Consider the following 25,633-nt stretch of genomic DNA (forward strand, 5'->3'; position numbering starts at 1 on the left):
ATAAAAAAATAAACAAAAAAACTTCGAAAATTATTTTTTGAAGTTTTTTTGTTTATTTTTTTGTCTTTAAAAGTGTTGATTTTAAAGCTTTCTTAGCTGAAACCATTTTATTTTTTAAAAGCGTCTGAAAAAAATAAAAAAATCTAATAAATATTTCTTTTATATAATGTTTATTGGCTGGGCCAGTCAATGTTGAAAATGGGGAAGGAGGAATTCAGATGAAAATCATAAAAAGGTTTAGTTTGGTATGTTTAGGGCTATTGATCATTGGGTTGCAAACAAAAAGCGTTATGGCTGAAGAAAATAATTATGAATCAAATGGTCAAGCAAGCTTCTATGGCACCTACGTTTATGAGAATGAAAAAGAGTCAAATGACATAGCGGATACCCAACAATCAGAAGAACAGGGAAGAAACAATTTAACTGCTTCTGGACAAGCAGTTTTACCTAAAACAGGCGAGTCTGAAAATCCGCTGTATTCCTTGATAGGAGTTAATTTGTTGGGGGGAGTCATTTATTTAATTAATAAAATGAAACGAGAGAAGGAGCTTATTTAATGAAAAAAACTGTTTTACTTACATCGGCAACCATACTTTTAGGCGTAGGGTTTCAAGCAATAAACGCATCAGCAGCAGAAACTTTTCCGAAAGAATACAATACGGAAGGCACAATTACTTTTGAAGCAGGCGATAACGAAATCACACCGCCAGTTGATCCAGAAAATCCCGATCCTACTGATCCAGTAGACCCAATTGATCCTCCAGGGCCAGGAACGGGTGGTGCCTTATCAATTGATTATGGGTCAAAATTTAAATTTGGTACACAAAAGATTTCTACGGCAGATCAAACGTATTATGCTGCGCCAGATGAAATGAAAGATGGTTCAAAAAAACCAACCTATGTACAAGTAACTGATAAAAGAGGAACGTTAGCAGGATGGAAACTAACGCTTTCCCAACCTGAACAATTTAAAACAGCTACTGGAGAGGAACTAGTCGGCGCTCAATTAACGTTTACAAAGGCAGAAGCTGCCTCAATGGTGGATGAAAAATATAAACCTACTGAAGTCAGTAGTACTATTTCCTTAACACCTGGTGTAAATAATAATCTAGCGATGAACGCTAAAAAAGAAACAGGTGTTGGGACTTGGGTTTATCGCTTTGGTTCAAATGAAGCAACAAATAAAGAAGCTGTCCAATTATTCGTTCCCGGAAAATCTGTAAAGCTTGCACAACAATATTCAACGAAGTTAGTTTGGGCATTAGAAGATACTCCCGTTAATAATTAAATAAAGGAGAAAAGCAATGAAAAAACAATTCACAGGAATCGTTCTATGCAGTACATTTGCAGTTGCTGGTTGGTCCTTACAAGCGAAGGCAGAGGAGCCAAAAGAGTATCGTTCGAATGGTTTAGTAGAATTTATTCCGAACGTAGATCCGACAGAGCCGGTTGATCCAGAAAATCCCGATCCAGAAAAGCCAGTCAAACCAATTGATCCAACAGACCCAGAAGGTCCCAATCCTGGTACCCAAGGACCACTGTCTATTGATTATGCTTCAAGTTTTGACTTTGGGAAAAATCGTATTTCGAATAAAGACCAAGTATATTTTGCAAGAGCACAGCAATATCAAGAAAATCAAAAAGAAACACCAAATTTTGTGCAAATTTCTGATAATAGAGGAACCAATAGTGGTTGGTCTTTAACGGTTACGCAAAAGGAGCAATTTAAAGCAACAAAGGCGACTTTAAATAGTCAGTTGACAGGTGCGCAAATTTCTTTAGCTAACCCGACTGTTAATAGTAATGCGCAAAATGTTGTGAAACCAGAGGCAACAAATAAGATTGCCCTTGTTCCAGGGACCGCATCGCTAGTGGCAGCTGCGAAGCAAGGAACCGGTGCAGGAACTTGGGCTACTTATTGGGGCAAAGTAGAAGTGGTTGCAGAACGCGATGAAACCAATACGGTACACAATGTTAATGTTACAAAAGATGTTGCGCTATCAGTACCAGGGTCAACCCCTAAAGATGCCGTGAAATATCAAACAAAATTATTGTGGACGTTGACGGATGTACCAGGAATTTAAAAAGTAGAGGTGAAGAGAGATGCGAAACAAACAAAGCCTAGTCTTTTTGGCAAGTAGTTTATTCTTACTACTCCTTGCGCCTATTACTAGCGAAGCGATTAGTAATCCTTCGACAAATATCAACGAAGTCAATCGGGAAATAGTGGAGGAATCGGCCAATGATCAGGCAACTAGCGCTCCTTCTCACTCGGAAACATTAGAGCAAGAACCTTCCCTAGAAACGACAACAACAACCGATAATCATCCAGCAGAAACAGACCAATCAACGGCTACTTTAGAACCTAGCGAACAACAAAAGGATGACGATAACAGTGCAACGGAATCGGCGATAGTTGAACCACAGCCGCGCATGTTGGCTGCGCCATACGCTACTTCATTGCCGGATGATCCTAATATCATTCCAATCGACAAGGTGTTTCAAGAGCCAATTGGAAATGCAACAAGTATTTTAGAAGGTGGGAAGTTATTACAACTAAACCCAGCTGTTAAATCACAAAAAGGCGCTATTTGGTCAAAAAAACCAATCAGTTTATTGTCGGATTTTACCTTTAAAAGTTATTTGTATTTAGGAAACGAGTATGCAAATGCTGGTGATGGTATGACCTTTACCTTAACGAATGATCCTAGAATGTCCACAACGCCTCAAGAAGTCATTGGTTCACCTGGGATGGGAATCGGTGCATACTCCACGAAAGCTGGTCAACCTTATGTTAGAAATGCCTTATCGATTGAGTTTGATACCTATAAAAATACTGGTAGTTCCAACCGAATGGACCGAGAAATTTCACAAGATAAGGGAAATGGGCATTTAGCTTTTGTCACTCCGAAAGCTAATAACAACAGCTATACAGGGGAGCATTCAGGCGTCACCGTTGCGCCAACCTATCTATCTAATGGAACCTGGCGCATGTTGACTGTTCATTGGAATGCCGCAGCCAAAGCATTAACATATGATTTAGAAGGTGTGGGCACGAATACGTATGTAGTTTCAGATTTAAATGCACAATTTGGCGCAACAACGGTTTATTGGGGCTTTACATCTTCCACAGGTGGCAAATACCAAGAGAATGCTTTAGCAATGACACAAATTCCTACCAACGTTACGTCACAAGCAGCCCTTAGCGTGAACGGTCAGGAGTTTAGCTCAGCTGTTGAAGCAGTGAAAAATGATCAGGTGATACTACGGAATACATTGAATATTGACAATGACTTTATCGAAGATCGTCAACCGCAAGTAAGCATTGACTTACCTGATGAATTAGCATATGAAGAAAATTCATTAACGATTGATGGTAAAAAGGTAGCAGCCAAAGATCTGACACAAACAGGGAATCACTTAACAGTTGCTTTAAATGACTACCTAGTTTTAAAGAAGGACATGATGATTGAATTAAAAACAACCCTTCAAGATAATACGCCCGAAAAAGTTTTAACTATGAACTTTGACTATTATGAAGAAGGAACCTTACTGCAAAAGTCAAATAATGTAACGATTACTATTCCTAAACCAACAGAAAAAACAGTAACCGTTTTTTATAAAGACGCGGAAGGTAAAGATATTGCTCCACCTAAAAGTGTAACAGGGAAAATTGGTGCACCCTATCAAGAAAAACCCCTAGATATTTCTGGCTATGTTTTTACAAAAGACTCAGGCAATGCGGAAGGAACAATGACAGAGGAAACAAAAGATATTTATTTTTACTATCGTTTAGGGGAACTATATTTTAAAGAGGCACCAAAACAGATTACTTTTGGTACGGAAAAGATACGTAATCAACCACTAATTAAACTTGGGCATCCCACCGAAGGACTCAAAGTCGTGGATGAACGTAACGCAAATAATTGGCGCTTGCAACTAAAGCAAACGCAACCGTTAACAAATGATTCAATTGTAATGCCAGATGTTTTTTCTTTCGTTTCAACTGCTGGAAGCTCTCAGATTACAAATGAGGCAATTACGCTTTTAGAAAGTAATCAGAAAGGTGAAACAGATTTAACAGCATTACTTGATGAATCAAAACAACAAGGAATTCAAATCAATGTTCCTGTAGCTTATCAAAGAGTTGGAACATTTAAAGCTCGTTTATCTTGGGCGTTAGAAGACGTACCAGGAAATTAAAGAAAAGAATGGAGAAAAGAAAATGAAAAAAGTAACAACAGTATGTTTATCCACATTTATTTTAGGGAGCTTAGGCATGACTTCTCAAGCCTTTGCAGAAGATGGCGGTAGTTATACATCTAATGGTATCGTAGAATTTACACCAAGTGAAGATCCAACTAATCCGGTTGACCCAACGGATCCAACTAATCCAGTTGATCCTATTGACCCAACAGATCCTGAAGGTCCTAATCCAGGAACAAACGGTCCGTTGTCAATTGATTATGCGTCAAGTCTAGACTTCGGTGTTCAAAAAATCACGTCGAAGGATCAGACTTATTTTGCTGCTACCCAAAAATACAAGACGGTAGGCGCAACCGATGAAGTCAAAGAAGGGCCTAACTATGTCCAAGTAACAGATAACCGTGGAACCGAAGCTGGCTGGTCATTAAAAGTGAAACAAGAAGGACAATTTAAATCAACTTCTGGTAAAGAATTGACTGGGGCAGCTATCACGTTTAAAAACGGAAATGTAGTGACTGCTTCAGATTCAGGCAAACCAACAGGCCCAGCCACAATCACGCTAAATTCAGATGGTAGTCAATCAGATGTAATGAGTGCAGCGAAAGGAAACGGTGCAGGAACTTATTTATTTGATTGGGGAACCGATGCAACTACAGCTGCTAAAAGTATTGAGTTAACTGTTCCAGGTTCTACAACCAAATACGCTGAAAAATACGCCACAAAATTAACATGGACGTTGACAGACGCTCCAGGAAATTAAACGAGTTTTAAAAGAAGAATAGCGGGGAACATGGTTACCTGCTATTCACTACATATAGAAAAGGAGTAAATAATTTGAACAGAAAAAAACAACGATTTCTTTTTTTTCCGATACTACTAATTCTTTTAGCGTTAGTACCTAGCAATGGTTTTGCCAGTGAATTTAATTTTGCGGTTACGCCTATTCCATCAGAAAAACAAGTAGATAAAGAAAAAACTTACTTTGATTTATTACTAGAACCAAATGAAGAAACTGAGTTGAAAGTGAACTTACGCAATGATACAGATAAAGAAGTAAAGGTAGGTATTTCCATCAATAGTGCCATTACCAATTCAAATGTAATCGTGGAGTATGGTGAAAATAAGGGAAAAAAAGATCAAAGTTTAGCGTTTGATATAAAAGACTATGTTCAATACCCTAGCTCAGTTCGTTTAAAACCGAAAAGTGAACAAACGGTTTCTATTAACGTCAAAATGCCTAATACACCCTTTGATGGAGTGTTAGCTAGTGGTATCACTTTTAAAGAAGAAATGTCGGATGAAGGCAAACGTCAAGACGATAAAAGTCAGGGGTTATCCATTAAAAATGAGTATTCGTATGTCGTCGCATTATTGATGCAACAAAACAAAAAAAAGGTTGAGCCAAATTTACTTTTGAAAAAAGTCTCACCAGGACAGATTAATGCTAGAAATGTGATTTTAGTCAATCTACAAAATGATCAAAAAACATATATTAACCAAGTTGCCTTTTCGGCAGAGATTACCAAAAAGGGGCATGAAGAAGTTTTATATAAAGAGGAAAAAGCAAACATGCAAATTGCACCAAATACCAATTTTTCTGTTCCCATTGCGCTAAAAGGGCAACCGCTTAAGCCAGGAGATTATCATTTGTCTATGACCGTTGTTGGGAATAAAGATGCTGCAGGCTCATTTAAAAAATCAATAAACAATGAATCGATATCTTTTAGAAATCAATGGCAATTTGAAAAAGACTTTACAATTAATGGCGAAGTTGCCAAAGAATTAAATGAAAAAGATGTGACCTTAAAAGAAAATCATTCAAATTTATATTTGCTGATTGGCTTACTACTATTATTGATAGTGATTTTAATCATTGCCTGGTTGATTTGGCGAAAAAAGAAACAGGAAAAAAACGAAAGAGAAATATAAAGAGTAGTTAATTTTTGATTTGATTATCGGCAACGTTTTTGTTTGTTTTTGCTTATCAAACATGCAGTTTATTCAACAAACCTAACTCAAAAAAAGAAATAATAAGAAGGAGTATTGTTAAATATCGTCTGATACCACTTTACTAGTTATATTTTTTGTTTTGTTATGTAGCTAAAGTATTTGGCAATATATGTGAGAAAAATGGATAAATACAAACATTTACTATTATGGAGTACATTGTTACTCTCGTTTTTTCAAGTAACCACTGTGCAAGCAGCAGAAGAACGGAATCCAATTTATAATCCGACCAATCCAACAGAAGAAATTTATCCGATTGAGAATACTGGCACACCAGAAAAAATGGAAGAAACAAATGAAAGTACTATTACTAGCGAAACGCAAGCGGAAGAAAGTAGCGAAGACGTTAGTAAAAAAGAAGTGACAACCAATAATCCAAAAACAAATGAAGAAAGGCCTTCTTCCAAGAAAAGTCAGCATCAAGTATTTTTCACGGATGAATTATTTGATGCTAGCCATATCACCATTGTACCAAATAGCACAGGCGGTGCTGGAACGGAGGGGCAAAACACTTTTTACTTGAATTTCATACGGGAATTAGTAGGAACGGCTATTTATGGGAGAAAGAACTGATAAATGATGAATTATGAAATTTTTTTAAATAAAGAAGATCAACGAAGTTATTCCTTGCTAAGGCATTTAGAAGAAAGTCCCACGCTATCAGGTACTTTTATTGCACTTCGCGAAGAATTATCAATGTCGAATTTTTTAGTCAAAAAAACATTAGAAAAATTAAAAGCAGATATTGACAATCTAAAGTTAAGCGACAGCTTAACTTTAGTCGTTTCTGATGTAGATGTTACACTTGAAATTGATGGAAACTATTCAAGTAAACTTTTGCTCACGAAATACTTAACAGAATCGCTCTCTTTTAAATTAGTGTTGTCTTACTTTAGAGGGAATTATAGTTTGACAAAGTTTGCTGAATGTAATCATGTCAGCACCTCTGTGGCGTATAGTACCTTACAGCGGCTAAAAAAAGCCTTAAAGGAGTATCAGATCTATTTTAGTAAGCGGGAAATTGTCGGCAATCAAAAAGCAATTTCATTTTTTTTGTATAAATTGTTCACGCTTTCCAATCAACCAATTTCCGAACTATATTCGGTAAAAGTTTATAATGAAGCGAAACGTGTATTACAGTCTGTTGAGTTAAACTATACTTTCACCACCTATGAGCGACGCAATTTTTTCCATTATTTAGCTATTATGATTAACAACGAAGGACGTGCGGTGGAAGGGATCGATACGCGTGCACTGAATACATTTTCAGAGGAACTAATAAAAAAATCGCAAGTGGCATGGGCATTGGCCTCAAAATCATTAACGTATACGATTGTTTTTTTCTTATATTTGCATGGCAAACTAGAGAAAAAATATGTCATTCACGAAGATCCTACGATTGAAAGCCTAACTCGTGTTTTCATTGGAAGTTTTGAAAAAGCATTTAATTGTTTAGAGGAGTCAACAAGGAATACTCTAGAAGAAGGGTTAGCAATTATTCATTTCAATGTTATTTACTTTCCGATTAATATGTTTGACGATTTTGAAATGGATTTACAGTTTTTTAAGCAAACATATCCGGAATTTTATTTTTATTTAATTGAATATATTCGTTGGTTAACAGCAAAACATAAAAAAATTGCGAAAGCCAATCACTGTTTGTTTTTTAACTATCTATTGTTGCTAATTAATCATGTTCCGGTTCATTTAATTGCAGAGCCAGCCAAGGTCCTAATTGATTTTTCTTATGGAAAAGAGTATAACCAATTCATCAAAAAAAATTTATCCGTCTATGTGAATTTGAATGTAGAAATTATTGACCCGTTATCAGATACCTTACCAGATGTGGTGATTACCAATTTAAATAACTTGTATCAAGAAGAACAGAGTAAAGTTATGGTTTGGCTGGATCCACCTCGTTCGATTGATTGGGTCAATTTAACGCAATCATTATTGACTATTCAAGAAGAAAAATATCAACAACAAAAAGAATCGACAAAGACAAGCGGTGATCCTATTGAATAGAATCATCGCTTGTCTTTGTGTTTAAGTCTTTACAAAACCACCCAAGTGTTTTATAATATGAATATACATTCATATGAATAGAAAAACATTAATGAGGAGGCGCATAACAATGTCAAAACAAACAGGTGCACACACACATGAAGAAAAAGGTAAAAACGTTCCAGTTATTCTCTTTTTTACAGGATTGGCTCTTTTCTTTATCGGTTTATTTTTAGGGAACATGCTCTTAATGAAAAATATTCTTTTCTCATTAGCTGCTATTTTAGCTGGTTATCATATTATTGGGGAAGGCTTTGGAGATACGTATCGGGATACGAAAAACAATCGAAAGTTTTCGCCTAATATTCATTTGTTAATGACCTTAGCTGCAGTTGGTTCAGCATTAATGGGAAGTTTTGAAGAATCAGCATTGTTGATTTTGATTTTTGCGGCGGCGCATTTCCTTGAAGATTATGCCCAAGGCAAAAGTCAACGTGAAATTACAAAACTATTAAATTTAAATCCAACAGAAGCTCGCCTGATAACAGACGACGGCTCAATTCAAACTGTGTCAGTTGAACAATTGAAGATTGGTGACCGCGTGCAAGTCCTCAATGGTGCGCAAATTCCGACAGATGGCGTCGTGATTGAAGGAAGTACCGCTGTGGATGAATCATCTATTAATGGGGAAAGTATTCCCAAAGAAAAAAATAGTGGGGACCCAGTTTTTGGTAGTACCATGAACGGTTCAGGCACAATTGTTGTTGAAGTAACGAAAGATAGTTCAGAAACAGTTTTTGCGAAAATCGTACAGCTCGTGAACCAATCACAAGAAAATCAATCGGAAATTGCAAGCAAAATTAAACGATTTGAACCAAAATATGTCACACTAGTTTTAGCAGTTTTTCCACTAATTGTTTTAGGTGGCGCATTACTTTTCCAATTGACTTGGGCTGAAAGTTTTTACAGAGGCTTGGTCTTCTTAATTGCTGCCTCCCCTTGTGCTTTAGCAGCGAGTGCCGTTCCGGCAACTTTATCAGGAATTTCCAATTTAGCGAAACAAGGCGTTTTGTTTAAAGGTGGCTCATTCTTATCAAATTTAGCTGAAGTGAAAGCACTCGCTTTTGATAAAACAGGCACACTAACAAAAGGCAAACCTGAGGTCACAGATTATCTTTTTGTTGATGGCTTAGAAGCTCGCCAAGACGAATTAGTAGCTGTTTTAACAAATATGGAGAAAAAATCCAATCATCCATTGGCGACGGCGATTGTTAATCGCTTTGAAGCAGAAACAACGGCTTTAAATTTAGAAGTAGAAAATATTGTCGGGGTGGGTTTAGTAACGACCATTGCAGACACAACTTTTAGAATTGGTAAACCATCTAGTTTCGAACAAGTACCAACAATCATTGAGAAACAAACAACGAAATTAGCGAGTGAAGGCAAAACGGTAGTGTACTTTGCCGAAAATGAACAAGTGATTGGTTTAGTGGCATTGATGGATGTTCCTAATGAAGAAGCAATGAACGCCATTCACTATTTCAAGTCACAAAATATTGAAACAACAATGATTACAGGAGATGCAAAACTTACTGGTGAAGCAGTTGGTCGCTTAGTAGGCGTGGACCAAGTTTTTGCTAATGTTTTACCTGAGGAAAAATCAGCGATTGTTGATCAATTAAAACGCGAAGTAGGAATGACAGGGATGGTTGGTGATGGCATTAACGATGCGCCCGCTTTAGTGAATGCTGACATCGGAGTGGCGATGGGGGATGGTACAGACATTGCTATCGATGTTGCAGACGTGGTAGTGATGAAAAATGATCTTTCTAAATTAGGCTATGCTCACCGTGTCTCAAAACGCTTGAATAAAATTGTGCAGCAAAATATTATTTTTTCAATGTTAGTGGTAGCAACGTTAATTATCTTGAACTTTTTAGGTATTGCGAATATCGCATTTAGCGTACTTATTCATGAAGGAAGTACCTTAGTGGTCATTTTTAATGGCTTGCGTTTATTAGTTAATACAAAATAAGTCAAATAGTCATTTGCAAGAAAGGAGAGAAAGCGATGAATTCTTTAAAAATGATTGAACTTTCTCTCACCGACGTTGTCATTCGGATGGCTCTAGCCGTGGTTTTTGGAGCTTTGATTGGGTTAGAAAGAAGTATTAAAAGAAAAGGCTTCGGTATCAGTAGTAATGCCATTTTATGTTTGGCCTCCTGTACGATTTCCATTTTACAGATTCAATCGGTGGATATTTTAGTCGATGTGGTGAAACAAAATAGCCCCTTGGCGTCCATTATTTCTATGGATATTACACGATATGGCGCCCAAGTGATTAGTGGTGTAGGCTTTCTCGGTGCGGGGATTATCGTTTTTAGAGAAAGGAAAGTTTCTGGGTTAACGACAGCAGTAATGATGTGGAATGTTACTATTATTGGTTTAGTCATTGGGATGGGCTTTTTAACCATTGCGTTTATCAATCTCGTGGCGACTTTGCTAGTATTAGCTCTGGCCCATTTTAAACGAAAAACTCCTTTAAAAAGATTGCAGCTTATCGTAAAAATGAAGGAACCCATGATTAAAGAAAGCCGACTGCATGAACAACTTCAAGCTTCTTTAGAAAAAGGGGAGCGCTTAGTAGAATTGACTTTGGAATCAGAACAAGAGGCAGTGACAGCAAAGATTTCTTATGTAGGCAAAGAAGATTTCTGGCATTCCAACTTGCACCATCTCTTAAAAGAAAAAGGGCACGTTCAATCTGTCTCTGTCACGGAAACAATTTAACCATAAAATAAAGCACTTGGGCGCTAGCGCGCGCCAAGTGCTTTTGTTTAAATATTTAATACTTTATCTAAGAAATCTTTTGTTCGAGGGTTTTGAGGATTTTCAAAGACTTGCTCTGGCGAACCATCTTCTAGGAAGTTACCGCCATCAATGAACATTACTCGGTTAGCCACTTCTTTTGCAAAGCCCATTTCGTGAGTAACGATGACCATTGTCATTCCTTGTTTTGCTAAATCTTTCATTACACCAAGAACGTCGCCAACCATTTCTGGATCAAGGGCTGATGTTGGCTCATCGAAAAGCATAATATCAGGATTCATCGCTAACGCACGTGCAATTGCGACACGTTGTTTTTGACCACCAGATAAAGAATCTGGATAGGCATCTTTTTTATCTGCCAACCCAACACGTTCTAAAAGTTCTAACGCTTTTTTCTCCGCTTCGTCTTTTGACAAGCGACCTAAATCGGTTGGTGCTAAAACAATATTTTCTAAAATAGATAAATGTGGAAACAAATTGAAATGTTGGAAAACCATGCCGATATGTTGACGGACTTGGTTGATGTCCGTATTTTTATCTGTCAAGTTCGCACCATCAATAATAATGTCTCCGCTAGAAGCTTCTTCTAATTGATTCAAGCAACGTAAAAAAGTACTTTTACCAGAACCAGAAGGACCGATGACGCAGACTACGTCGCCTTCGTTAATAGAAACATTAATGTCGTTTAAGACCGTGTTGTCACCATATTTTTTTACTAAATGTTCAACTAAGATTTTTTCAGTCATATTAGTTCACCTTCTTTTCAAGGTTTTTCGCTAATTTAGTTAAGCTAGTAATTAAAATTAAGTAGATTAACGCAATAACGAAGTAAACCATTGTACTTTGTAATGTCCGAGCAACAATAATTTTTCCTGTTTGTAGTAGTTCGATTAAGCCAATTGCTGAAAGGATAGTTGTATCTTTCAATGAAATAACAAATTGGTTAATGAATGAAGGAATCATAATGCGAATCGCTTGTGGTAAAATAATTTTTTGCATTGTCCGATTATAGGAAAGACCTAAACTTCTTGAAGCTTCCATTTGGCCAACTGGAACAGCTTTGATTCCGCCGCGCACAATTTCAGAAATATAGGCACTGGCATTTAAAGTTAATGTGATAATCCCAGCAATGAAGACCGGGATATTAAAGCCCAGCACACCAGGTAATCCGAAATAGATGAAGAACGCTAAGACCATTAAAGGAATTCCACGAATTAAATCAACATAAATGGTTGAAAGTACACGTAATGCTTTGATTGGTGAAACGCTGAATAATCCGAAAATAACGCCGACAATTAAAGCAAGTACGAAGGAAATCAACGTTAATAGAATCGTCATCCATAAACCGTGTAACAATTGTTTCCAGTTGTTTTGCATGAAGCCAACAAACGTAGATTCGTCAGCTGTTTCTTCTTTGGCTTCGTTGCCATCTTTCACGTAAGTGCCGATAATTTTATCGTATTCACCTGTACGTTTCATTTCTTTTAAGCCTTCGTTAAACATTTCAAGTAGTTCAGGATTTTGCCCTTTTTTGACAGCAAAACCGTAAGAACCACCTTTTTCACGAGGAATTGGTGTCGCTAGTGGTTGATTTTGCGCAACCCCGTAGCCAATGACAGGATAATCATCCATCATGGCATCAACTTCGCCAATTTCTAATGCACTGTATAATGCATCAGTTGTGTCTAAATACTTAATTGAGTAATCATATTTCTTTTTATTTTTTTCTAAGAAATCAGCACTTTCAGTACCAATTTTTACGCCGACTTTTTTGCCTTTTAAATCATCATACGATTTAATTTTGTCATTGCCTTTTTTGACCGCAATTTGAATACCGCTATCAAAGTAAGGAACAGAGAAGTCGAAGGCTTTTTTACGATCATCCGTAATCGTCATGCCTGCAACCATCCCATCTGCTTGACCAGATTCAACAGCTTGGACAGCAGAACTAAAACCAATAAATTTAAATTCAACAGTAAAACCTTGCAATTCAGCTGCACGTTTGACTAAATCTACATCAATTCCGACATAATCGCCTTGGGCATTTTGAAACTCAAACGGAGCAAATGTAGAATCACTAGCAATCACATATTTCTCTTTTTTAGGAGTGATTTTTTTCATCTGTTCGCCAGCGTCTTGTGTGTTTGTTTCATCGCCTGTCGCTAAGTAGTTGTTTAAAATTTTATCATAAGTACCATTGTCTTTAAGATTTTTCAAACCAGCGTTGAACTTTTTGATTAATTCAGGGTTTTGACCTTTTTTCACTGCGAAACCATAAGAACTGCCTGTTTCTTTATCGCCAACTAATTGCAATTTTTGGCCATTTTTCACTGCGTAGCCCAATACAGGATAATCATCAACGATTGCATCTGCTTCACCGTTTTCTAAGGCTTTATAAAGACCCGTTGCATCGTCAAAATTTTTGATGGTATAGTCATATTTCTCTTTATTTTTTTCAAGGAAATTGGCACTTTCAGTTCCAACTTTAGCCGCAACCGTTTTGCCTTTTAAATCATCATATGATTTAATTTTGTCGTTTCCTTTTTTAACCGCTAATTGTAAACCGCTATCGAAGTATGGATCTGAAAAATCAAAGGATTTTTTTCGCTCATCCGTAATACTCATTCCAGCAATCATGCCATCAATTTGTTTAGACTGAATCGCTTGGACTGCACTATCGAAGCCTAATGGTTTTAAATCCACTTCAAAACCTTGATCTTTGGCAATCGCATCTAATAAATCAACGTCAATACCAATGTATTTTCCTTTTGAGTCTTGGAATTCAAAAGGGGCGAATGTTAAATCCGTTCCAATTGTATATTTCTTTCCTTCTGCATGTGCTGAAGTGCCACTAATGAATGTTAGCAGAGTTACCATCATCACAAAGAAAGAAAGTAAAAAGTGTTTCCTTTTCATAAAATACCTCCTAGTTTTGCATATTGAATAATTATATAGTAAGAAATAGGAAGCTGACAAGTATTTGAACGCTAAAAAGAGAAAAAAACTCTAATTTCCTTACATTACATGTTATAAAATGTGACATAGAAATTAAGAACAAAAGATTAAGATCAGTTGAAGTTCGAAACAGCAAAAGTGGCGAAAATATGTTCGGTATGTTAAACTAATAAGTGGACATTCTGCCAGAATGGGCCGATAATTTAAGAGAAATTAGACACTTTGAGGGGGAGTTATAAATGATCGAAAGAGAAACTTCCAATACCTTTCATTTGGCTTCTAAATATGAGCCTGCCGGAGATCAGCCAGCCGCTATTGCTGAACTAGTTGACGGTGTCAAAGGTGGAGAAAAAGCTCAAATTTTACTTGGAGCGACCGGAACAGGTAAAACATTTACAATCTCTAATGTGATTCAAGAAGTGAACAAACCAACATTAGTGATTGCACATAATAAAACACTAGCTGGACAATTATACGGGGAATTTAAAGAATTTTTCCCAGATAATGCGGTCGAGTATTTCGTCAGTTACTATGATTATTATCAACCAGAAGCATATGTACCCTCAAGTGATACATATATTGAAAAAGATTCCAGTATTAATGATGAAATTGATAAACTACGCCATTCAGCGACAAGTTCTTTATTGGAACGAAACGATGTCATCGTGGTAGCATCAGTTTCTTGTATTTTTGGTTTAGGGGATCCGCGGGAATACAGCCAACAAGTTGTTTCATTACGTGTGGGAATGGAAATGGATCGTAATGAGTTACTAAAAAGTTTAGTCGATATTCAATTCGAACGAAATGATATTGATTTTCAACGGGGGCGTTTTCGTGTCCGCGGTGATGTGGTTGAGATATTCCCAGCTTCACGGGATGAGCATGCGCTACGTGTTGAATTTTTCGGAGACGAAATTGATCGAATTCGTGAAGTAGATGCGTTAACTGGTGAAATTGTCGGCGAAACAGAGCATGTCGCTATTTTTCCGGCAACACACTTTGTGACGAACGAAGAACATATGGAACATGCCATATCGCAGATCCAAGAAGAATTAGAAGCACGTTTGAAAGTGCTTCGCAGTGAAAACAAATTATTGGAAGCCCAACGTTTGGAACAGCGAACCAACTATGATATTGAGATGATGAGAGAGATGGGCTATACGTCAGGGATTGAGAATTACTCTCGACATATGGATGGTCGCCAAGAAGGGGAGCCGCCATATACGCTGTTGGACTTTTTCCCAGATGACTTCTTACTTGTAATCGATGAGTCTCATGTAACAATGCCGCAAATTAGAGGAATGTATAATGGCGACCGAGCACGGAAACAAATGTTAGTGGACTATGGTTTCCGTTTACCAAGTGCACTTGATAACCGACCGCTTCGTTTAGAAGAATTTGAACAACATGTAAACCAAATTGTTTATGTATCGGCAACACCAGGCCCTTATGAAATGGAACAAACAGAGACGGTTGTTCAACAAATCATTCGACCAACAGGTTTACTAGATCCAGAAGTAGAAATCCGCCCAATTATGGGTCAAATTGATGACTTGGTGGGCGAAATTCATGAACGGATCGAAAAAGATCAGCGGGTGTTTGTCACAACCTTAACGAAGAAAATGGCCGAAGATTTAACCGACTATTTCAAAGAATTAGGCTTAAAAGTTAAATATTTGCATAGTGATATAAAAACACTGGAAAGAACGGAGATCATTCGCGATTTACGATTAGGCGAATTTGATATTCTAATAGGTATTAACTTATTACGTGAAGGAATCGATGTGCCAGAAGTTTCCTTAATTGCGATTCTAGATGCGGATAAAGAAGGCTTCTTACGTAGTGAACGCTCGTTAGTGCAAACGATGGGACGGGCTGCCCGGAACGCCGAAGGAAAAGTCATTATGTATGCAGATAAAATCACCGATTCGATGCAACGAGCTATGGATGAAACGGCACGACGTCGGGCAATCCAAGAAGCATATAATGAAGAACATGGCATTGAACCAAAAACAATTATTAAAGAAATTCGTGATTTGATTTCTATTTCCAAAACAGCTGATAAAGATGAAACAGTGGTTCAATTGGATAAATCATATGAAGATTTATCAAGACAAGAAAAAGCTGATTTATTAATGAAACTTGAAAGAGAAATGAAAGATGCGGCCAAAGCATTAGACTTCGAAACTGCAGCCACATTACGAGATACCATTCTTGAATTGAAAGCTGCCAAATAAGTCAACCAACGGATTAAGTAAAAGATACGATGAACCATCGTATCTTTTACTAATCTTTTCTCTATAGAATGACTTGAAATGATTTGACGTAAGAGATTTAGTAAAAGGAGAACATATATGGCAAATGATAAAATTGTGATTCATGGTGCACGCGCCCATAACTTAAAAAATATTGATGTCACGATTCCTCGTGACAAAATGGTTGTTGTAACTGGACTATCTGGTTCTGGTAAAAGTTCATTAGCATTTGATACGCTTTACGCAGAAGGGCAACGACGTTATGTAGAGAGTCTCTCTGCTTATGCGCGACAATTTTTGGGACAGATGGATAAACCAGATGTTGACAGCATCGATGGTTTAAGTCCAGCTATTTCAATTGATCAAAAGACGACAAGTAAGAACCCACGCTCAACAGTAGGGACGGTCACAGAAATCAATGATTATTTACGATTGTTATTTGCTCGGGTAGGTCATCCAATTTGTCCTAACGATCATATTGAAATTACCAGTCAGTCTGTTGAACAGATGGTTGATAAAGTCTTAGAGCTACCAGAGCGAACAAAAATTCAAATTTTGGCGCCTGTTGTGGTCAAGAAAAAAGGCCAACATAAAAAAGTGTTTGAAATGATCCAACGTGAAGGGTATGTCAGAATGCGGGTGGATGGTGAAACCTATGATGTTAGTGAGGCACCAGAACTTGAAAAAAATAAAAAACATGATATTGCGATTGTGATTGACCGTATCGTTGTGAAAGAAGGCATTCGCTCTCGCTTGTTTGATTCGTTTGAAGCGGCTTTGCGTTTAGCTGAAGGTTACGCAATTGTTGATGTGATTGGTCAAGAAGAAATGTTGTTTAGTGAACATTATGCTTGTCCTTATTGTGGGTTTACAGTCGGTGAATTGGAACCGCGCTTGTTTTCATTTAATGCACCATTTGGCGCTTGTCCCGATTGTGATGGTTTAGGTGTTAAATTAGAAGTGGACAAAGACTTAGTGATTCCAGATCCTACTAAAACCTTGAGAGAAGGAGCCATCGTTCCGTGGAACCCTATTAGTTCCCAATATTATCCACAAATGTTGGAGCAAGCAGCCACCAGTTTTGGGATTGATATGGATACGCCGTTTGAAGAATTACCTGCAGACCAACAAGAAATTATTTTAAATGGTTCTGGCGAGAAAAACTTTCATTTTCATTATGAAAATGACTTTGGTGGTGTTCGTGATGTGGAAGTGCCATTTGAAGGGATTTTAAAAAATATTAAACGACGTTATCATGAAACAAATAGCGATTTTACACGAGATCAAATGCGGTTATACATGACAGAATTGACTTGTCGAAGCTGTCAAGGGTATCGTTTGAATCCACAAGCTTTAGCTGTAAAAATCAATGGCACGCACATTGGTGAAGTCAGTGAATTAGCAATAAAAAATGCGGTCCAATTTTTTGAAGGTGTGTCTTTATCTGAACAAGAAACAACGATTGCTCGGCCAATTTTAAAAGAAGTCGAAGATCGGTTAACCTTCTTAAAAAATGTCGGGTTAGATTACTTAACCTTAAGTCGAGCTGCTGGTACACTTTCTGGCGGAGAAGCACAAAGAATTCGCTTAGCAACACAAATTGGATCAAACTTATCAGGCGTCCTTTACATTTTAGATGAACCATCAATTGGTTTGCATCAACGAGATAACGACCGCTTGATTGACTCATTGAAAAAAATGCGGGACTTAGGCAATACATTAATTGTGGTGGAACACGATGAAGATACAATGATGGCTTCGGATTACTTGATTGATGTGGGACCTGGCGCTGGACATCTGGGCGGTGAAATTGTAGCCGCTGGTACGCCGGAAGAGGTTGCTAAAAATCCGCATTCATTGACCGGACAATATCTTTCTGGGAAAAAAGTGATTCCTGTACCAAAAGAACGTCGCAAAGGTAATGGCAAAGCGATCAAAGTCACTGGTGCCAGTGAAAATAATTTAAAAAATGTCAGTGTTGAATTTCCGCTAGGTGAATTTGTTGCTGTCACAGGTGTTTCAGGTTCAGGGAAAAGTACTTTAGTCAATCAAATTTTGAAAAAAGCGCTGGCCCAAAAATTAAATCGTAATTCCAATAAACCTGGGAAACACAAAAGTATCACTGGTTATGAAGCCATTGAAAAGATTGTTGACATTGATCAAAGTCCGATTGGTCGAACACCAAGAAGTAATCCAGCGACTTATACTAGTGTTTTTGATGACATTCGCGATTTGTTTGCCCAAACAAATGAAGCCAAGGTTCGTGGTTATAAAAAAGGCCGCTTTAGTTTTAACGTCAAAGGTGGCCGTTGTGAAGCTTGTCGCGGGGATGGTATCATCAAAATTGAAATGCACTTTTTACCTGATGTCTATGTGCCTTGCGAAGTTTGTCATGGCAAACGTTATAATTCTGAGACGTTAGAAGTTCATTATAAAGGCAAAAACATTTCTGATATTTTAGATATGACGGTGGAAGATGCCGTAGAATTTTTCAAACATATCCCTAAAATTCATCGTAAATTGCAAACAATTGTGGATGTAGGCTTAGGCTATGTGACATTGGGGCAGCCAGCAACTACTTTATCTGGTGGAGAAGCACAGCGGATGAAGCTAGCGAGTGAACTTCATAAAAATTCTAATGGGAAAAACTTTTATATTCTGGATGAACCAACAACAGGCTTGCATACCGATGATATTGCGCGATTGCTTCTAGTATTAGAGCGTTTAGTGGAAGCGGGCAATACCGTTTTAGTGATTGAACATAACTTGGATGTCATCAAATCTGCGGATCATGTGATTGATCTAGGGCCAGAAGGTGGCGACGGTGGTGGGACGATCGTGGCGACAGGAACACCAGAAGAAGTTGCTAAAGTCAAAGACAGTTACACAGGATATTATTTAAAACGTGTTCTGAAATAAACATTAATGATTAGATAAAGAACCTTGTTTTTATGGGAAACAAGGTTCTTTTATTATAAAATAACAAATATTTTTTAATTAAAATTAAAAATAAATGTTGACTTAATGTGTAATTAAAAGATATACTATGTTTGTTAACAAAATAACAATGAACACGAAGGGAAGTCTTAAATGAAAAACAAAAAAATAACAACAAGTTTATTAACAGCAGGAATGGTCTTAGCTATCGGAATCACACCTTTTGTACATAGTAACACAATGGAAGCAGCTACTTTAATTTCACAATCAGACCATGAAAAAGTAATGAGTTTTACCAAGAAAGACTTAAAAGAAGCAACGGGCATTCAATTGGAGCCGGCGACAGTACAAGCCGTTCATCAGGAATTAAAGCAACAAATCACCTGGGAAACATTAGGCTATTCCACAATTGATGCGCAAAATATTGCGACACGTTTTACACAAAATACATATCAGGCTCTGGGGATTTTAACAGATATCGCCAACCATTCAGACCTTCAATTGAAAGTCATTACCATTAATAATCCATATCTAGCAACAGCTAAAATTGGTACCTTTAAGTGGGAAACCGTAACTCCTGAAGTTGGCGGGGACCATGAAACAGCAGACAATGAACTAACCACACCGACACCGACTGTTGCCAGTCTTCAAGAGATTGACGTAGAAATCGAATACGATGAAAATGAAATTGAGTTCACCTATGAAATAAAATCGAACGGAACAATTGAAGCAACGTATGAAGATGAATTTGCTGATTTAGAATTAGAAGGTAAGGCAGCACAAGACAAAATCATGACTCTTTTAGATGGATTGTCAATCAAAACAGCTACAAATGAACAAATTAAAGAACACATTACGAAAAAGTTAGCCGTGAATGAACAAGTAAAACAATTTGATTTTGAAGCTAATTTTACTGATAAAACAGAAATTGAGTTTGTATTAAAATAACACAGAATTATATAGTATAATTCAGCAATTAAAACAGCATTGACAAAAATGTCAATGCTGTTTTTCTATGAAAGAATAGAAATCTTTATAAGAATGATTGAAAAGCTTTCTTTGATACGCCCGGGGTGTTATAATATAGTGATGCAAGTGAAGGGAGTGTTGAATATGCCAGAAAATTTACAACTGGTTATTATTACAGGAATGAGTGGCGCTGGAAAAACAGTCGCTGTTCAAAGCTTTGAAGACATGGGCTATTTCTGTATCGACAATTTACCACCAAGCTTAATCCCAAAATTTTGGGAATTAATTAAAGAATCTGGAAAAGTTACCAAGATTGCGTTAGTGATCGATTTACGTTCACGGACCTTCTTTAGAGAAATTCAGGATATGTTAGTCGAACTTGAAAATACTAATTTTATTGATACAACGATTTTATTTTTAGATGCCACCGATGAAGAGTTGGTTTCTCGTTATAAAGAGACCCGGCGTGCGCATCCAATGGCGATGGATGGTTTAGTGACAGAAGGTATTCGTAAAGAACGTGCAATGCTGGAAGAAATCAAGGCGGATGCTCAGTTGGTCATTGACACCACGGACTTGTCCCCTCGTCAATTGCGGGAACGTTTGAATAAAGAACTAGCAACGAGAGAGACACACGAATTTCGAGTGGAAATGGTGTCCTTCGGCTTTAAATATGGGTTGCCGATTGATGCAGATATCGTTATGGATGTTCGCTTTTTACCTAACCCCCATTATATTGATGAACTACGACCGTTAACTGGAATGGATCAACCTGTTTATGATTATGTGATGGGCTTCCCAGAAACAGATGAATTTTATACCAAATTTATCGATTTACTGCGAACAGTCTTACCTGGATATAAAAAAGAAGGTAAAAGTAGCGTCACCATTGCAATTGGCTGTACTGGCGGACAACATCGCTCTGTTGCATTGACAGAACGTGTTGGTGCTGAATTAAAAGAGGAAGATTACCATGTAAATATTACCCACCGCGACCGCTTAAAAAGAAAAGAAACGGTTAATCGCTCTTAATGAAAACCTATCGAATTCGTAAACCGAAGATCGTGGTTGTTGGTGGTGGAACAGGCTTGCCAGTAATTTTGAAAAGTTTAAGAAATCAAAGTGTTGATATTACTGCCGTCGTAACGGTCGCTGATGATGGCGGTAGTAGTGGCGAGCTTCGTTCCTCTATTAATAACATGACACCTCCGGGAGATTTAAGAAATGTTTTAGTGGCATTGTCAGATATGCCACAATTATATGAAGATATTTTTCAATATCGTTTTGATAAATCAGATAGTCATTTTGCCAATCATGCAATCGGTAATTTAATCATTGCTGCTGTCTCAGAAATGAGAGGAAGTACGTATGAAGCGATTCAATTGCTTTCAAAAATGATGCATGTTGATGGACGGATTTATCCATCATCAGAACGGCCATTAACGTTACATGCCGTATTTAAGGATGGCTCAGTGGCGGTGGGAGAATCAAAAATTGCACTGGATCGCAAGACGATTGACCATGTGTTTGTAACAAATACACACGGAGAAGAACAGCCAAGAGCTGCGCGTAAAGTCGTCAAAGCAATTGAAGAAGCAGACATGGTCGTGTTAGGGCCAGGGAGTCTTTTTACAAGTATTTTACCTAATTTAGTTATTACAGAAATTGGTGAAGCCATCAAACAAACGGCAGCCGAAGTAGTCTATATTTGTAACATCATGACCCAAAAAGGGGAAACGGAACATTTTACGGATGCCGATCATGTTCGTGTCTTAAACGAGCATCTACAAGCGCAGTTTGTTGATACAGTACTGGTTAACACAGAAAAAGTACCAGAAAATTACATGGATCCTGAAATTTATGATGAATATTTAGTTCAAGTAAAGCATGATTTTCAAGGATTACGTGAAGAAGGATGCCGAGTCATTTCGACAGACTTTTTAGAATTAAGAGATGGCGGAGTTTTTCATGATGGGGAAAAAGTTGTTGAAGAACTTTTCCGTATCGTATTTGGAACGAAATATTAATTAATCAAAAGAATCAAGAGAGGAGGAGCTTAGATGTCTTTTGCCTCGGATGTCAAAAAAGAGTTAACTGGTTTAGAAGTCCATCGAGAACACGCGAAAGCAGAATTAGCAGCATTAATTCGGATGAACGGCTCACTTAGCTTAGTTAATCAACAGTTTGTCTTGAATGTACAAACGGAAAATGCTGCAATTGCTCGTCGAATGTATTCATTGCTGAAAGATCATTACCATGCACAAGCAGAATTATTAGTTCGTAAAAAAATGAAACTAAAGAAAAATAATGTTTACATTGTGCGTCTAAAACAAGATACACAAAAAATTCTAGCTGATTTGGATATTATGGATGGGGTCGTTTTTAATGGCAATGTGTCAAATGAAATCATGGGTAACGCGCAAAAAATGCGTTCCTATTTACGCGGGGCCTTTATGGCTTCTGGCTCAGTTAATAATCCGGAAACAAGTCGCTATCATTTAGAAATTTTTTCAATTTATGAAGAACACAATAATGATATTTGTAAGATGTTGAATTACTATGACTTAAACGCTCGAACATTGGGACGCCGAAATGGATATATTTGTTATTTAAAAGGTGCTGAAAAAATTGCCGACTTTTTAACGTTAATTGGTGCCACGAACTCTATGTTGAAATTTGAAGATGTCCGGATTGTCCGTGATATGCGGAATTCAGTAAATCGTTTAGTGAATTGCGAAACAGCGAATTTAAATAAAACTATTGATGCGGCTTCAAAACAAATTGAAAATATTCAATTTATTGAAAGTACAGTAGGGCTGACGTCATTACCGGAGAAACTTCAGGAAATCGCAGAATTACGGTTAGAGTATCCGGAAGTTAGTCTCAAAGAACTAGGGGAAATGATTCCTTCAGGAGCTATTTCTAAGTCAGGTATTAATCATCGTATTCGAAAAATTAATGAATTTGCAGAAAAATTACGAGAAAAAAGTGCGTAACTTTTCTGCTCCAGAAGTGAAGAATAACATTTCCGTTTGAAGTGCTATCCTTCACTTTTTCTTTAAGCGTGTAAAAAAAATTAAAGTGTGCAAAAAGTGTGTAGCACTGAAATGTAGTGTTGACCTGTGGTTTAAAGAAACGACGTTGGCACGAATGTTGCATGTAATAAAATGCAAGCGATTACTTATTGCTGTTTTTAACTAAAAGATTAAAAACTATTGGAGGGGTCAAAATGGTTCAACGATTAATTAGTGCAAATGCATCAGAAATCAAACGGATGTCAAAAGAAGAGCTGTTTCAGAGTATTAAAGCGAGCGAAGGGCGCGTAATTTTATCGGAAAATGTGGTAGTTCATCCATCCGTAGCAGGTGATATCACTTGTGCGGAAATGTCAAAAGCATATGGCGCAGACATGATTTTATTGAATGTTTTCGATGTTAATCAACCGATTGTAGTAGCCGCTTATGAAGGGCAATATACTGCGGAAACATGTGTCCCTAATGATGAGGTTGTTCATCGTTTGAAAGAACTAGTCGGTTTACCGATTGGCATGAATGTCGAACCTGTTGATGAAAATTTAGACTTAGCTTCAACGAGAGTTTCGATTGAACCAGGTAGAAAAGCATCAGCAGCTACTTTCAAAAAAGCCAATGAACTGGGTTTGGATTTTATCTTATTGACAGGTAATCCAGGAACTGGCGTGACCAACGACTTGATTGCTGAGAACGTGGCCTTAGCCAAAAAACATTTTGATGGCATCATTATTGCCGGAAAAATGCACAGTTCAGGCGTAGATGAACCAGTGGTCAGTTTAAAATCAGCTGAACAATTTATTGAAGCGGGCGCTGATATTGTCTTAGTCCCAGCAGTCGGCACGGTTTGGGGCATTGATGATCAACAAGTCAAAGAAGTTGTGGATTTTGCACATTCAAAAGGAAAATTAGTTATGAGTGCCATTGGAACTTCACAAGAAAGTGCTCAACCTGAAGTTATCCAAGCAATCGGCATTAGAAATAAAATTTTAGGCGTAGATATTCAACATATTGGCGATGCCAATATGGGCTTAGTTGGTATTGAAAATATTAAAGAGCTTTCTGATGCGATACGTGGGAAAAGACATACTGTTGCTAGAATGGCTCGTTCGATTAATCGTTAAAAAAGTGAACAGAGGCACGAATTCAGAAAATTTGAATTCGTGTCTTATGATTTTTTTATTGAAAAACGGTATACTAAAAGAGAAATAAAGGTTTGAAAGGATGAGGTTTTTTATGGATATTTCAGTAATTGATGCAACAAAAGTTAACACAGAAACAGGGCTTCATATTGGTGAGCGCAATGCCCCTGTCAAAATGATAGAATTTATCAATGTTCGCTGTCCTTATTGCAGAAAATGGTTTGAAGAGTCTGAGGAACTGTTAGCACAATTTGTCAAAAGTGGTAAAGTTGAACGTATCATTAAGCTGTTTGATAAAGAAAAAGAAAGTTTACAACGCGGCAATGTGATGCATCACTACATTGACTATTCAGCGCCTGAACAAGCACTGTCAGCATTGCATAAAATGTTTGCTACGCAAGATGAATGGGGAAACTTAACCTTAGAAGAAGTAGCGACGTATGCTGAAAAAAATCTGGGCTTAAAAGAACAAACAGATGCAACGCTTGTTTCCGCCGTGATTGCTGAAGCCAATGCGGCGCACATTCAATTTGTACCAACGATCATCATTGGTGAGCATATCTTTGACGAAAGTGTCACTGAAGAAGAATTACGAGGATACATTGAAAAATAAAAAAATGGAAACAGCGACCGTCGCTGTTTCCATTTTTTATTTTTAATTTAAGGCGCTACTATTTTCCATTACTTCATCGATTAAACCATATTCTTTTGCTTGTTCGGCAGTCATATAGTTATCACGATCGGTATCACGTTCAATCACTTCAATTGGTTGGCCAGTTCGTTCAGCTAAAATTGAATTTAAACGTTGACGAGTGTCTAAAATGTGACGAGCAGCAATTTCAATTTCTGTTGCTTGCCCTTGAGCGCCACCAAGTGGTTGGTGAATCATGATTTCCGCATTTGGTAAAGCGAAACGTTTGCCTTTTTGACCAGCTGTTAATAAGAAGCTACCCATAGAAGCCGCCATTCCTAATACGATCGTTTGGACATCCGCTTTAACGAAATTCATGGTATCGAAAATCGCTAAACCTGCAGAAACGCTACCACCAGGAGAGTTAATGTACAAGTAAATGTCTTTTTCTGAATCTTGGGCATCTAAGAATAATAACTGTGCAATCACTGAGTTTGCCACGTTATCATCGATAGGGCCGCTTAGCATAATGATGCGGTCTTTTAATAAACGAGAATAAATGTCATAAGCACGTTCACCGCGAGATGATTGTTCAATAACTGTTGGAATTAAATTCATAAGTAAATCCTCCTATATAAAGAAACTTTTAAAGTCATTCTATCACAAAGC

At 37.4% G+C, this 25,633-nt stretch carries 21 protein-coding genes; 18 read left to right on the top strand and 3 right to left on the bottom strand.

Annotated features, from left to right (window positions below; genetic code table 11):
• Window positions 1-173 precede the first annotated feature (173 nt).
• From IGM09_RS02470 to IGM09_RS02515, 10 genes are all read left to right on the top strand, one after another.
• A complete protein-coding gene (locus tag IGM09_RS02470; RefSeq protein WP_033624835.1) occupies window positions 174-557 on the top strand; it encodes an LPXTG cell wall anchor domain-containing protein in 384 nt (127 codons plus the stop codon).
• Window positions 557-1,288 carry a WxL domain-containing protein gene (locus IGM09_RS02475; protein WP_010713875.1) on the top strand — a complete coding sequence of 244 codons (732 nt, stop codon included), beginning with the start codon at window positions 557-559 and terminating at the stop codon, window positions 1,286-1,288. Before IGM09_RS02470 ends, IGM09_RS02475 begins: the two co-directional genes overlap by 1 nt.
• Before the next feature lie 16 nt (window positions 1,289-1,304).
• Window positions 1,305-2,084 (top strand): WxL domain-containing protein, encoded by a 780-nt coding sequence (locus IGM09_RS02480; RefSeq protein ID WP_002355607.1) that lies wholly within the window; start codon window positions 1,305-1,307, stop codon window positions 2,082-2,084.
• Window positions 2,085-2,103: 19 nt separating this feature from the next.
• Window positions 2,104-4,203 carry a lectin-like domain-containing protein gene (locus IGM09_RS02485; RefSeq protein ID WP_033624836.1) on the top strand — a complete coding sequence of 700 codons (2,100 nt, stop codon included), beginning with the start codon at window positions 2,104-2,106 and terminating at the stop codon, window positions 4,201-4,203.
• Window positions 4,204-4,225: 22 nt separating this feature from the next.
• Window positions 4,226-4,966, top strand: coding sequence for a WxL domain-containing protein (locus IGM09_RS02490; RefSeq protein ID WP_002375974.1), 741 nt, complete (start codon window positions 4,226-4,228; stop codon window positions 4,964-4,966).
• Between the two features lie 74 nt (window positions 4,967-5,040).
• Complete coding sequence (locus IGM09_RS02495) at window positions 5,041-6,135, top strand: DUF916 and DUF3324 domain-containing protein (RefSeq protein WP_033624837.1); 1,095 nt, start codon at window positions 5,041-5,043, stop codon at window positions 6,133-6,135.
• A gap of 201 nt (window positions 6,136-6,336) precedes the next feature.
• Complete coding sequence (locus IGM09_RS02500; protein WP_010775629.1) at window positions 6,337-6,786, top strand: hypothetical protein; 450 nt, start codon at window positions 6,337-6,339, stop codon at window positions 6,784-6,786.
• Between the two features lie 3 nt (window positions 6,787-6,789).
• Window positions 6,790-8,238 carry a helix-turn-helix domain-containing protein gene (locus IGM09_RS02505; RefSeq protein ID WP_002358731.1) on the top strand — a complete coding sequence of 483 codons (1,449 nt, stop codon included), beginning with the start codon at window positions 6,790-6,792 and terminating at the stop codon, window positions 8,236-8,238.
• A gap of 109 nt (window positions 8,239-8,347) precedes the next feature.
• Window positions 8,348-10,252 (top strand): heavy metal translocating P-type ATPase, encoded by a 1,905-nt coding sequence (locus IGM09_RS02510; protein ID WP_010775630.1) that lies wholly within the window; start codon window positions 8,348-8,350, stop codon window positions 10,250-10,252.
• A gap of 35 nt (window positions 10,253-10,287) precedes the next feature.
• Window positions 10,288-11,007 carry an MgtC/SapB family protein gene (locus IGM09_RS02515; RefSeq protein WP_025193933.1) on the top strand — a complete coding sequence of 240 codons (720 nt, stop codon included), beginning with the start codon at window positions 10,288-10,290 and terminating at the stop codon, window positions 11,005-11,007.
• Window positions 11,008-11,054: 47 nt separating this feature from the next.
• Here the strand turns inward: IGM09_RS02515 and IGM09_RS02520 are convergent, their stop codons facing one another.
• Both IGM09_RS02520 and IGM09_RS02525 read right to left on the bottom strand, forming a co-directional pair.
• Window positions 11,055-11,792, bottom strand: coding sequence for an amino acid ABC transporter ATP-binding protein (locus IGM09_RS02520; protein WP_002355616.1), 738 nt, complete (start codon window positions 11,790-11,792; stop codon window positions 11,055-11,057).
• Window position 11,793: 1 nt separating this feature from the next.
• On the bottom strand, window positions 11,794-13,962 hold the full coding sequence (locus IGM09_RS02525) for an amino acid ABC transporter substrate-binding protein/permease (RefSeq protein ID WP_002355617.1): 2,169 nt from the start codon (window positions 13,960-13,962) through the stop codon (window positions 11,794-11,796).
• Window positions 13,963-14,240: 278 nt separating this feature from the next.
• Here IGM09_RS02525 and uvrB point away from each other — a divergent pair, with 278 nt between their 5' ends.
• The 8 genes from uvrB to IGM09_RS02565 all read left to right on the top strand — a co-directional run bounded on the left by uvrB (window position 14,241) and on the right by IGM09_RS02565 (window position 24,946).
• Window positions 14,241-16,238 carry an excinuclease ABC subunit UvrB gene (gene uvrB, locus IGM09_RS02530; protein WP_002355618.1) on the top strand — a complete coding sequence of 666 codons (1,998 nt, stop codon included), beginning with the start codon at window positions 14,241-14,243 and terminating at the stop codon, window positions 16,236-16,238.
• 117 nt (window positions 16,239-16,355) lie between these two features.
• Window positions 16,356-19,175: an excinuclease ABC subunit UvrA gene (uvrA, locus tag IGM09_RS02535; RefSeq protein ID WP_002361280.1), complete on the top strand. Its 2,820-nt coding sequence runs from the start codon at window positions 16,356-16,358 to the stop codon at window positions 19,173-19,175.
• A 171-nt stretch (window positions 19,176-19,346) separates the two neighbouring features.
• The gene (locus IGM09_RS02540) at window positions 19,347-20,141 is read left to right on the top strand and encodes a YusW family protein (RefSeq protein WP_010775632.1); all 795 of its coding nucleotides are present in this window, start codon (window positions 19,347-19,349) and stop codon (window positions 20,139-20,141) included.
• 165 nt (window positions 20,142-20,306) lie between these two features.
• A complete protein-coding gene (gene rapZ, locus IGM09_RS02545) occupies window positions 20,307-21,194 on the top strand; it encodes an RNase adapter RapZ (RefSeq protein WP_002355625.1) in 888 nt (295 codons plus the stop codon).
• A complete protein-coding gene (locus tag IGM09_RS02550; RefSeq protein WP_002355627.1) occupies window positions 21,194-22,189 on the top strand; it encodes a gluconeogenesis factor YvcK family protein in 996 nt (331 codons plus the stop codon). Before rapZ ends, IGM09_RS02550 begins: the two co-directional genes overlap by 1 nt.
• 33 nt (window positions 22,190-22,222) lie before the next feature.
• Window positions 22,223-23,158, top strand: coding sequence for a DNA-binding protein WhiA (gene whiA, locus IGM09_RS02555; RefSeq protein WP_002358736.1), 936 nt, complete (start codon window positions 22,223-22,225; stop codon window positions 23,156-23,158).
• A 233-nt stretch (window positions 23,159-23,391) separates the two neighbouring features.
• Window positions 23,392-24,315 carry a PEP phosphonomutase gene (locus IGM09_RS02560; protein WP_002366202.1) on the top strand — a complete coding sequence of 308 codons (924 nt, stop codon included), beginning with the start codon at window positions 23,392-23,394 and terminating at the stop codon, window positions 24,313-24,315.
• A gap of 112 nt (window positions 24,316-24,427) precedes the next feature.
• Complete coding sequence (locus tag IGM09_RS02565) at window positions 24,428-24,946, top strand: DsbA family protein (protein WP_010775633.1); 519 nt, start codon at window positions 24,428-24,430, stop codon at window positions 24,944-24,946.
• Window positions 24,947-24,988: 42 nt separating this feature from the next.
• Here the strand turns inward: IGM09_RS02565 and clpP are convergent, their stop codons facing one another.
• Window positions 24,989-25,582, bottom strand: coding sequence for an ATP-dependent Clp endopeptidase proteolytic subunit ClpP (gene clpP / locus IGM09_RS02570; RefSeq protein ID WP_002355633.1), 594 nt, complete (start codon window positions 25,580-25,582; stop codon window positions 24,989-24,991).
• Window positions 25,583-25,633 lie beyond the last annotated feature (51 nt).

The sequence above is a fragment of the Enterococcus sp. DIV0167 genome (assembly GCF_050541555.1).
Lineage (GTDB): Bacteria > Bacillota > Bacilli > Lactobacillales > Enterococcaceae > Enterococcus > Enterococcus faecalis.

Bases quoted from the DNA above. Each gene is read 5' to 3' on its own strand.
- IGM09_RS02475 (WP_010713875.1), top strand. From the start codon at position 557: ATGAAAAAAACTGTTTTACTTACATCGGCAACCATACTTTTAGGCGTA.
- IGM09_RS02480 (WP_002355607.1), top strand. From the start codon at position 1,305: ATGAAAAAACAATTCACAGGAATCGTTCTATGCAGTACATTTGCAGTT.
- IGM09_RS02485 (WP_033624836.1), top strand. From the start codon at position 2,104: ATGCGAAACAAACAAAGCCTAGTCTTTTTGGCAAGTAGTTTATTCTTA.
- IGM09_RS02490 (WP_002375974.1), top strand. From the start codon at position 4,226: ATGAAAAAAGTAACAACAGTATGTTTATCCACATTTATTTTAGGGAGC.
- IGM09_RS02500 (WP_010775629.1), top strand. From the start codon at position 6,337: ATGGATAAATACAAACATTTACTATTATGGAGTACATTGTTACTCTCG.
- IGM09_RS02505 (WP_002358731.1), top strand. From the start codon at position 6,790: ATGATGAATTATGAAATTTTTTTAAATAAAGAAGATCAACGAAGTTAT.
- IGM09_RS02510 (WP_010775630.1), top strand. From the start codon at position 8,348: ATGTCAAAACAAACAGGTGCACACACACATGAAGAAAAAGGTAAAAAC.
- IGM09_RS02515 (WP_025193933.1), top strand. From the start codon at position 10,288: ATGAATTCTTTAAAAATGATTGAACTTTCTCTCACCGACGTTGTCATT.
- IGM09_RS02520 (WP_002355616.1), bottom strand. From the start codon at position 11,792: ATGACTGAAAAAATCTTAGTTGAACATTTAGTAAAAAAATATGGTGAC.
- IGM09_RS02525 (WP_002355617.1), bottom strand. From the start codon at position 13,962: ATGAAAAGGAAACACTTTTTACTTTCTTTCTTTGTGATGATGGTAACT.
- uvrB (WP_002355618.1), top strand. From the start codon at position 14,241: ATGATCGAAAGAGAAACTTCCAATACCTTTCATTTGGCTTCTAAATAT.
- uvrA (WP_002361280.1), top strand. From the start codon at position 16,356: ATGGCAAATGATAAAATTGTGATTCATGGTGCACGCGCCCATAACTTA.
- IGM09_RS02540 (WP_010775632.1), top strand. From the start codon at position 19,347: ATGAAAAACAAAAAAATAACAACAAGTTTATTAACAGCAGGAATGGTC.
- rapZ (WP_002355625.1), top strand. From the start codon at position 20,307: ATGCCAGAAAATTTACAACTGGTTATTATTACAGGAATGAGTGGCGCT.
- IGM09_RS02550 (WP_002355627.1), top strand. From the start codon at position 21,194: ATGAAAACCTATCGAATTCGTAAACCGAAGATCGTGGTTGTTGGTGGT.
- whiA (WP_002358736.1), top strand. From the start codon at position 22,223: ATGTCTTTTGCCTCGGATGTCAAAAAAGAGTTAACTGGTTTAGAAGTC.
- IGM09_RS02560 (WP_002366202.1), top strand. From the start codon at position 23,392: ATGGTTCAACGATTAATTAGTGCAAATGCATCAGAAATCAAACGGATG.
- IGM09_RS02565 (WP_010775633.1), top strand. From the start codon at position 24,428: ATGGATATTTCAGTAATTGATGCAACAAAAGTTAACACAGAAACAGGG.
- clpP (WP_002355633.1), bottom strand. From the start codon at position 25,582: ATGAATTTAATTCCAACAGTTATTGAACAATCATCTCGCGGTGAACGT.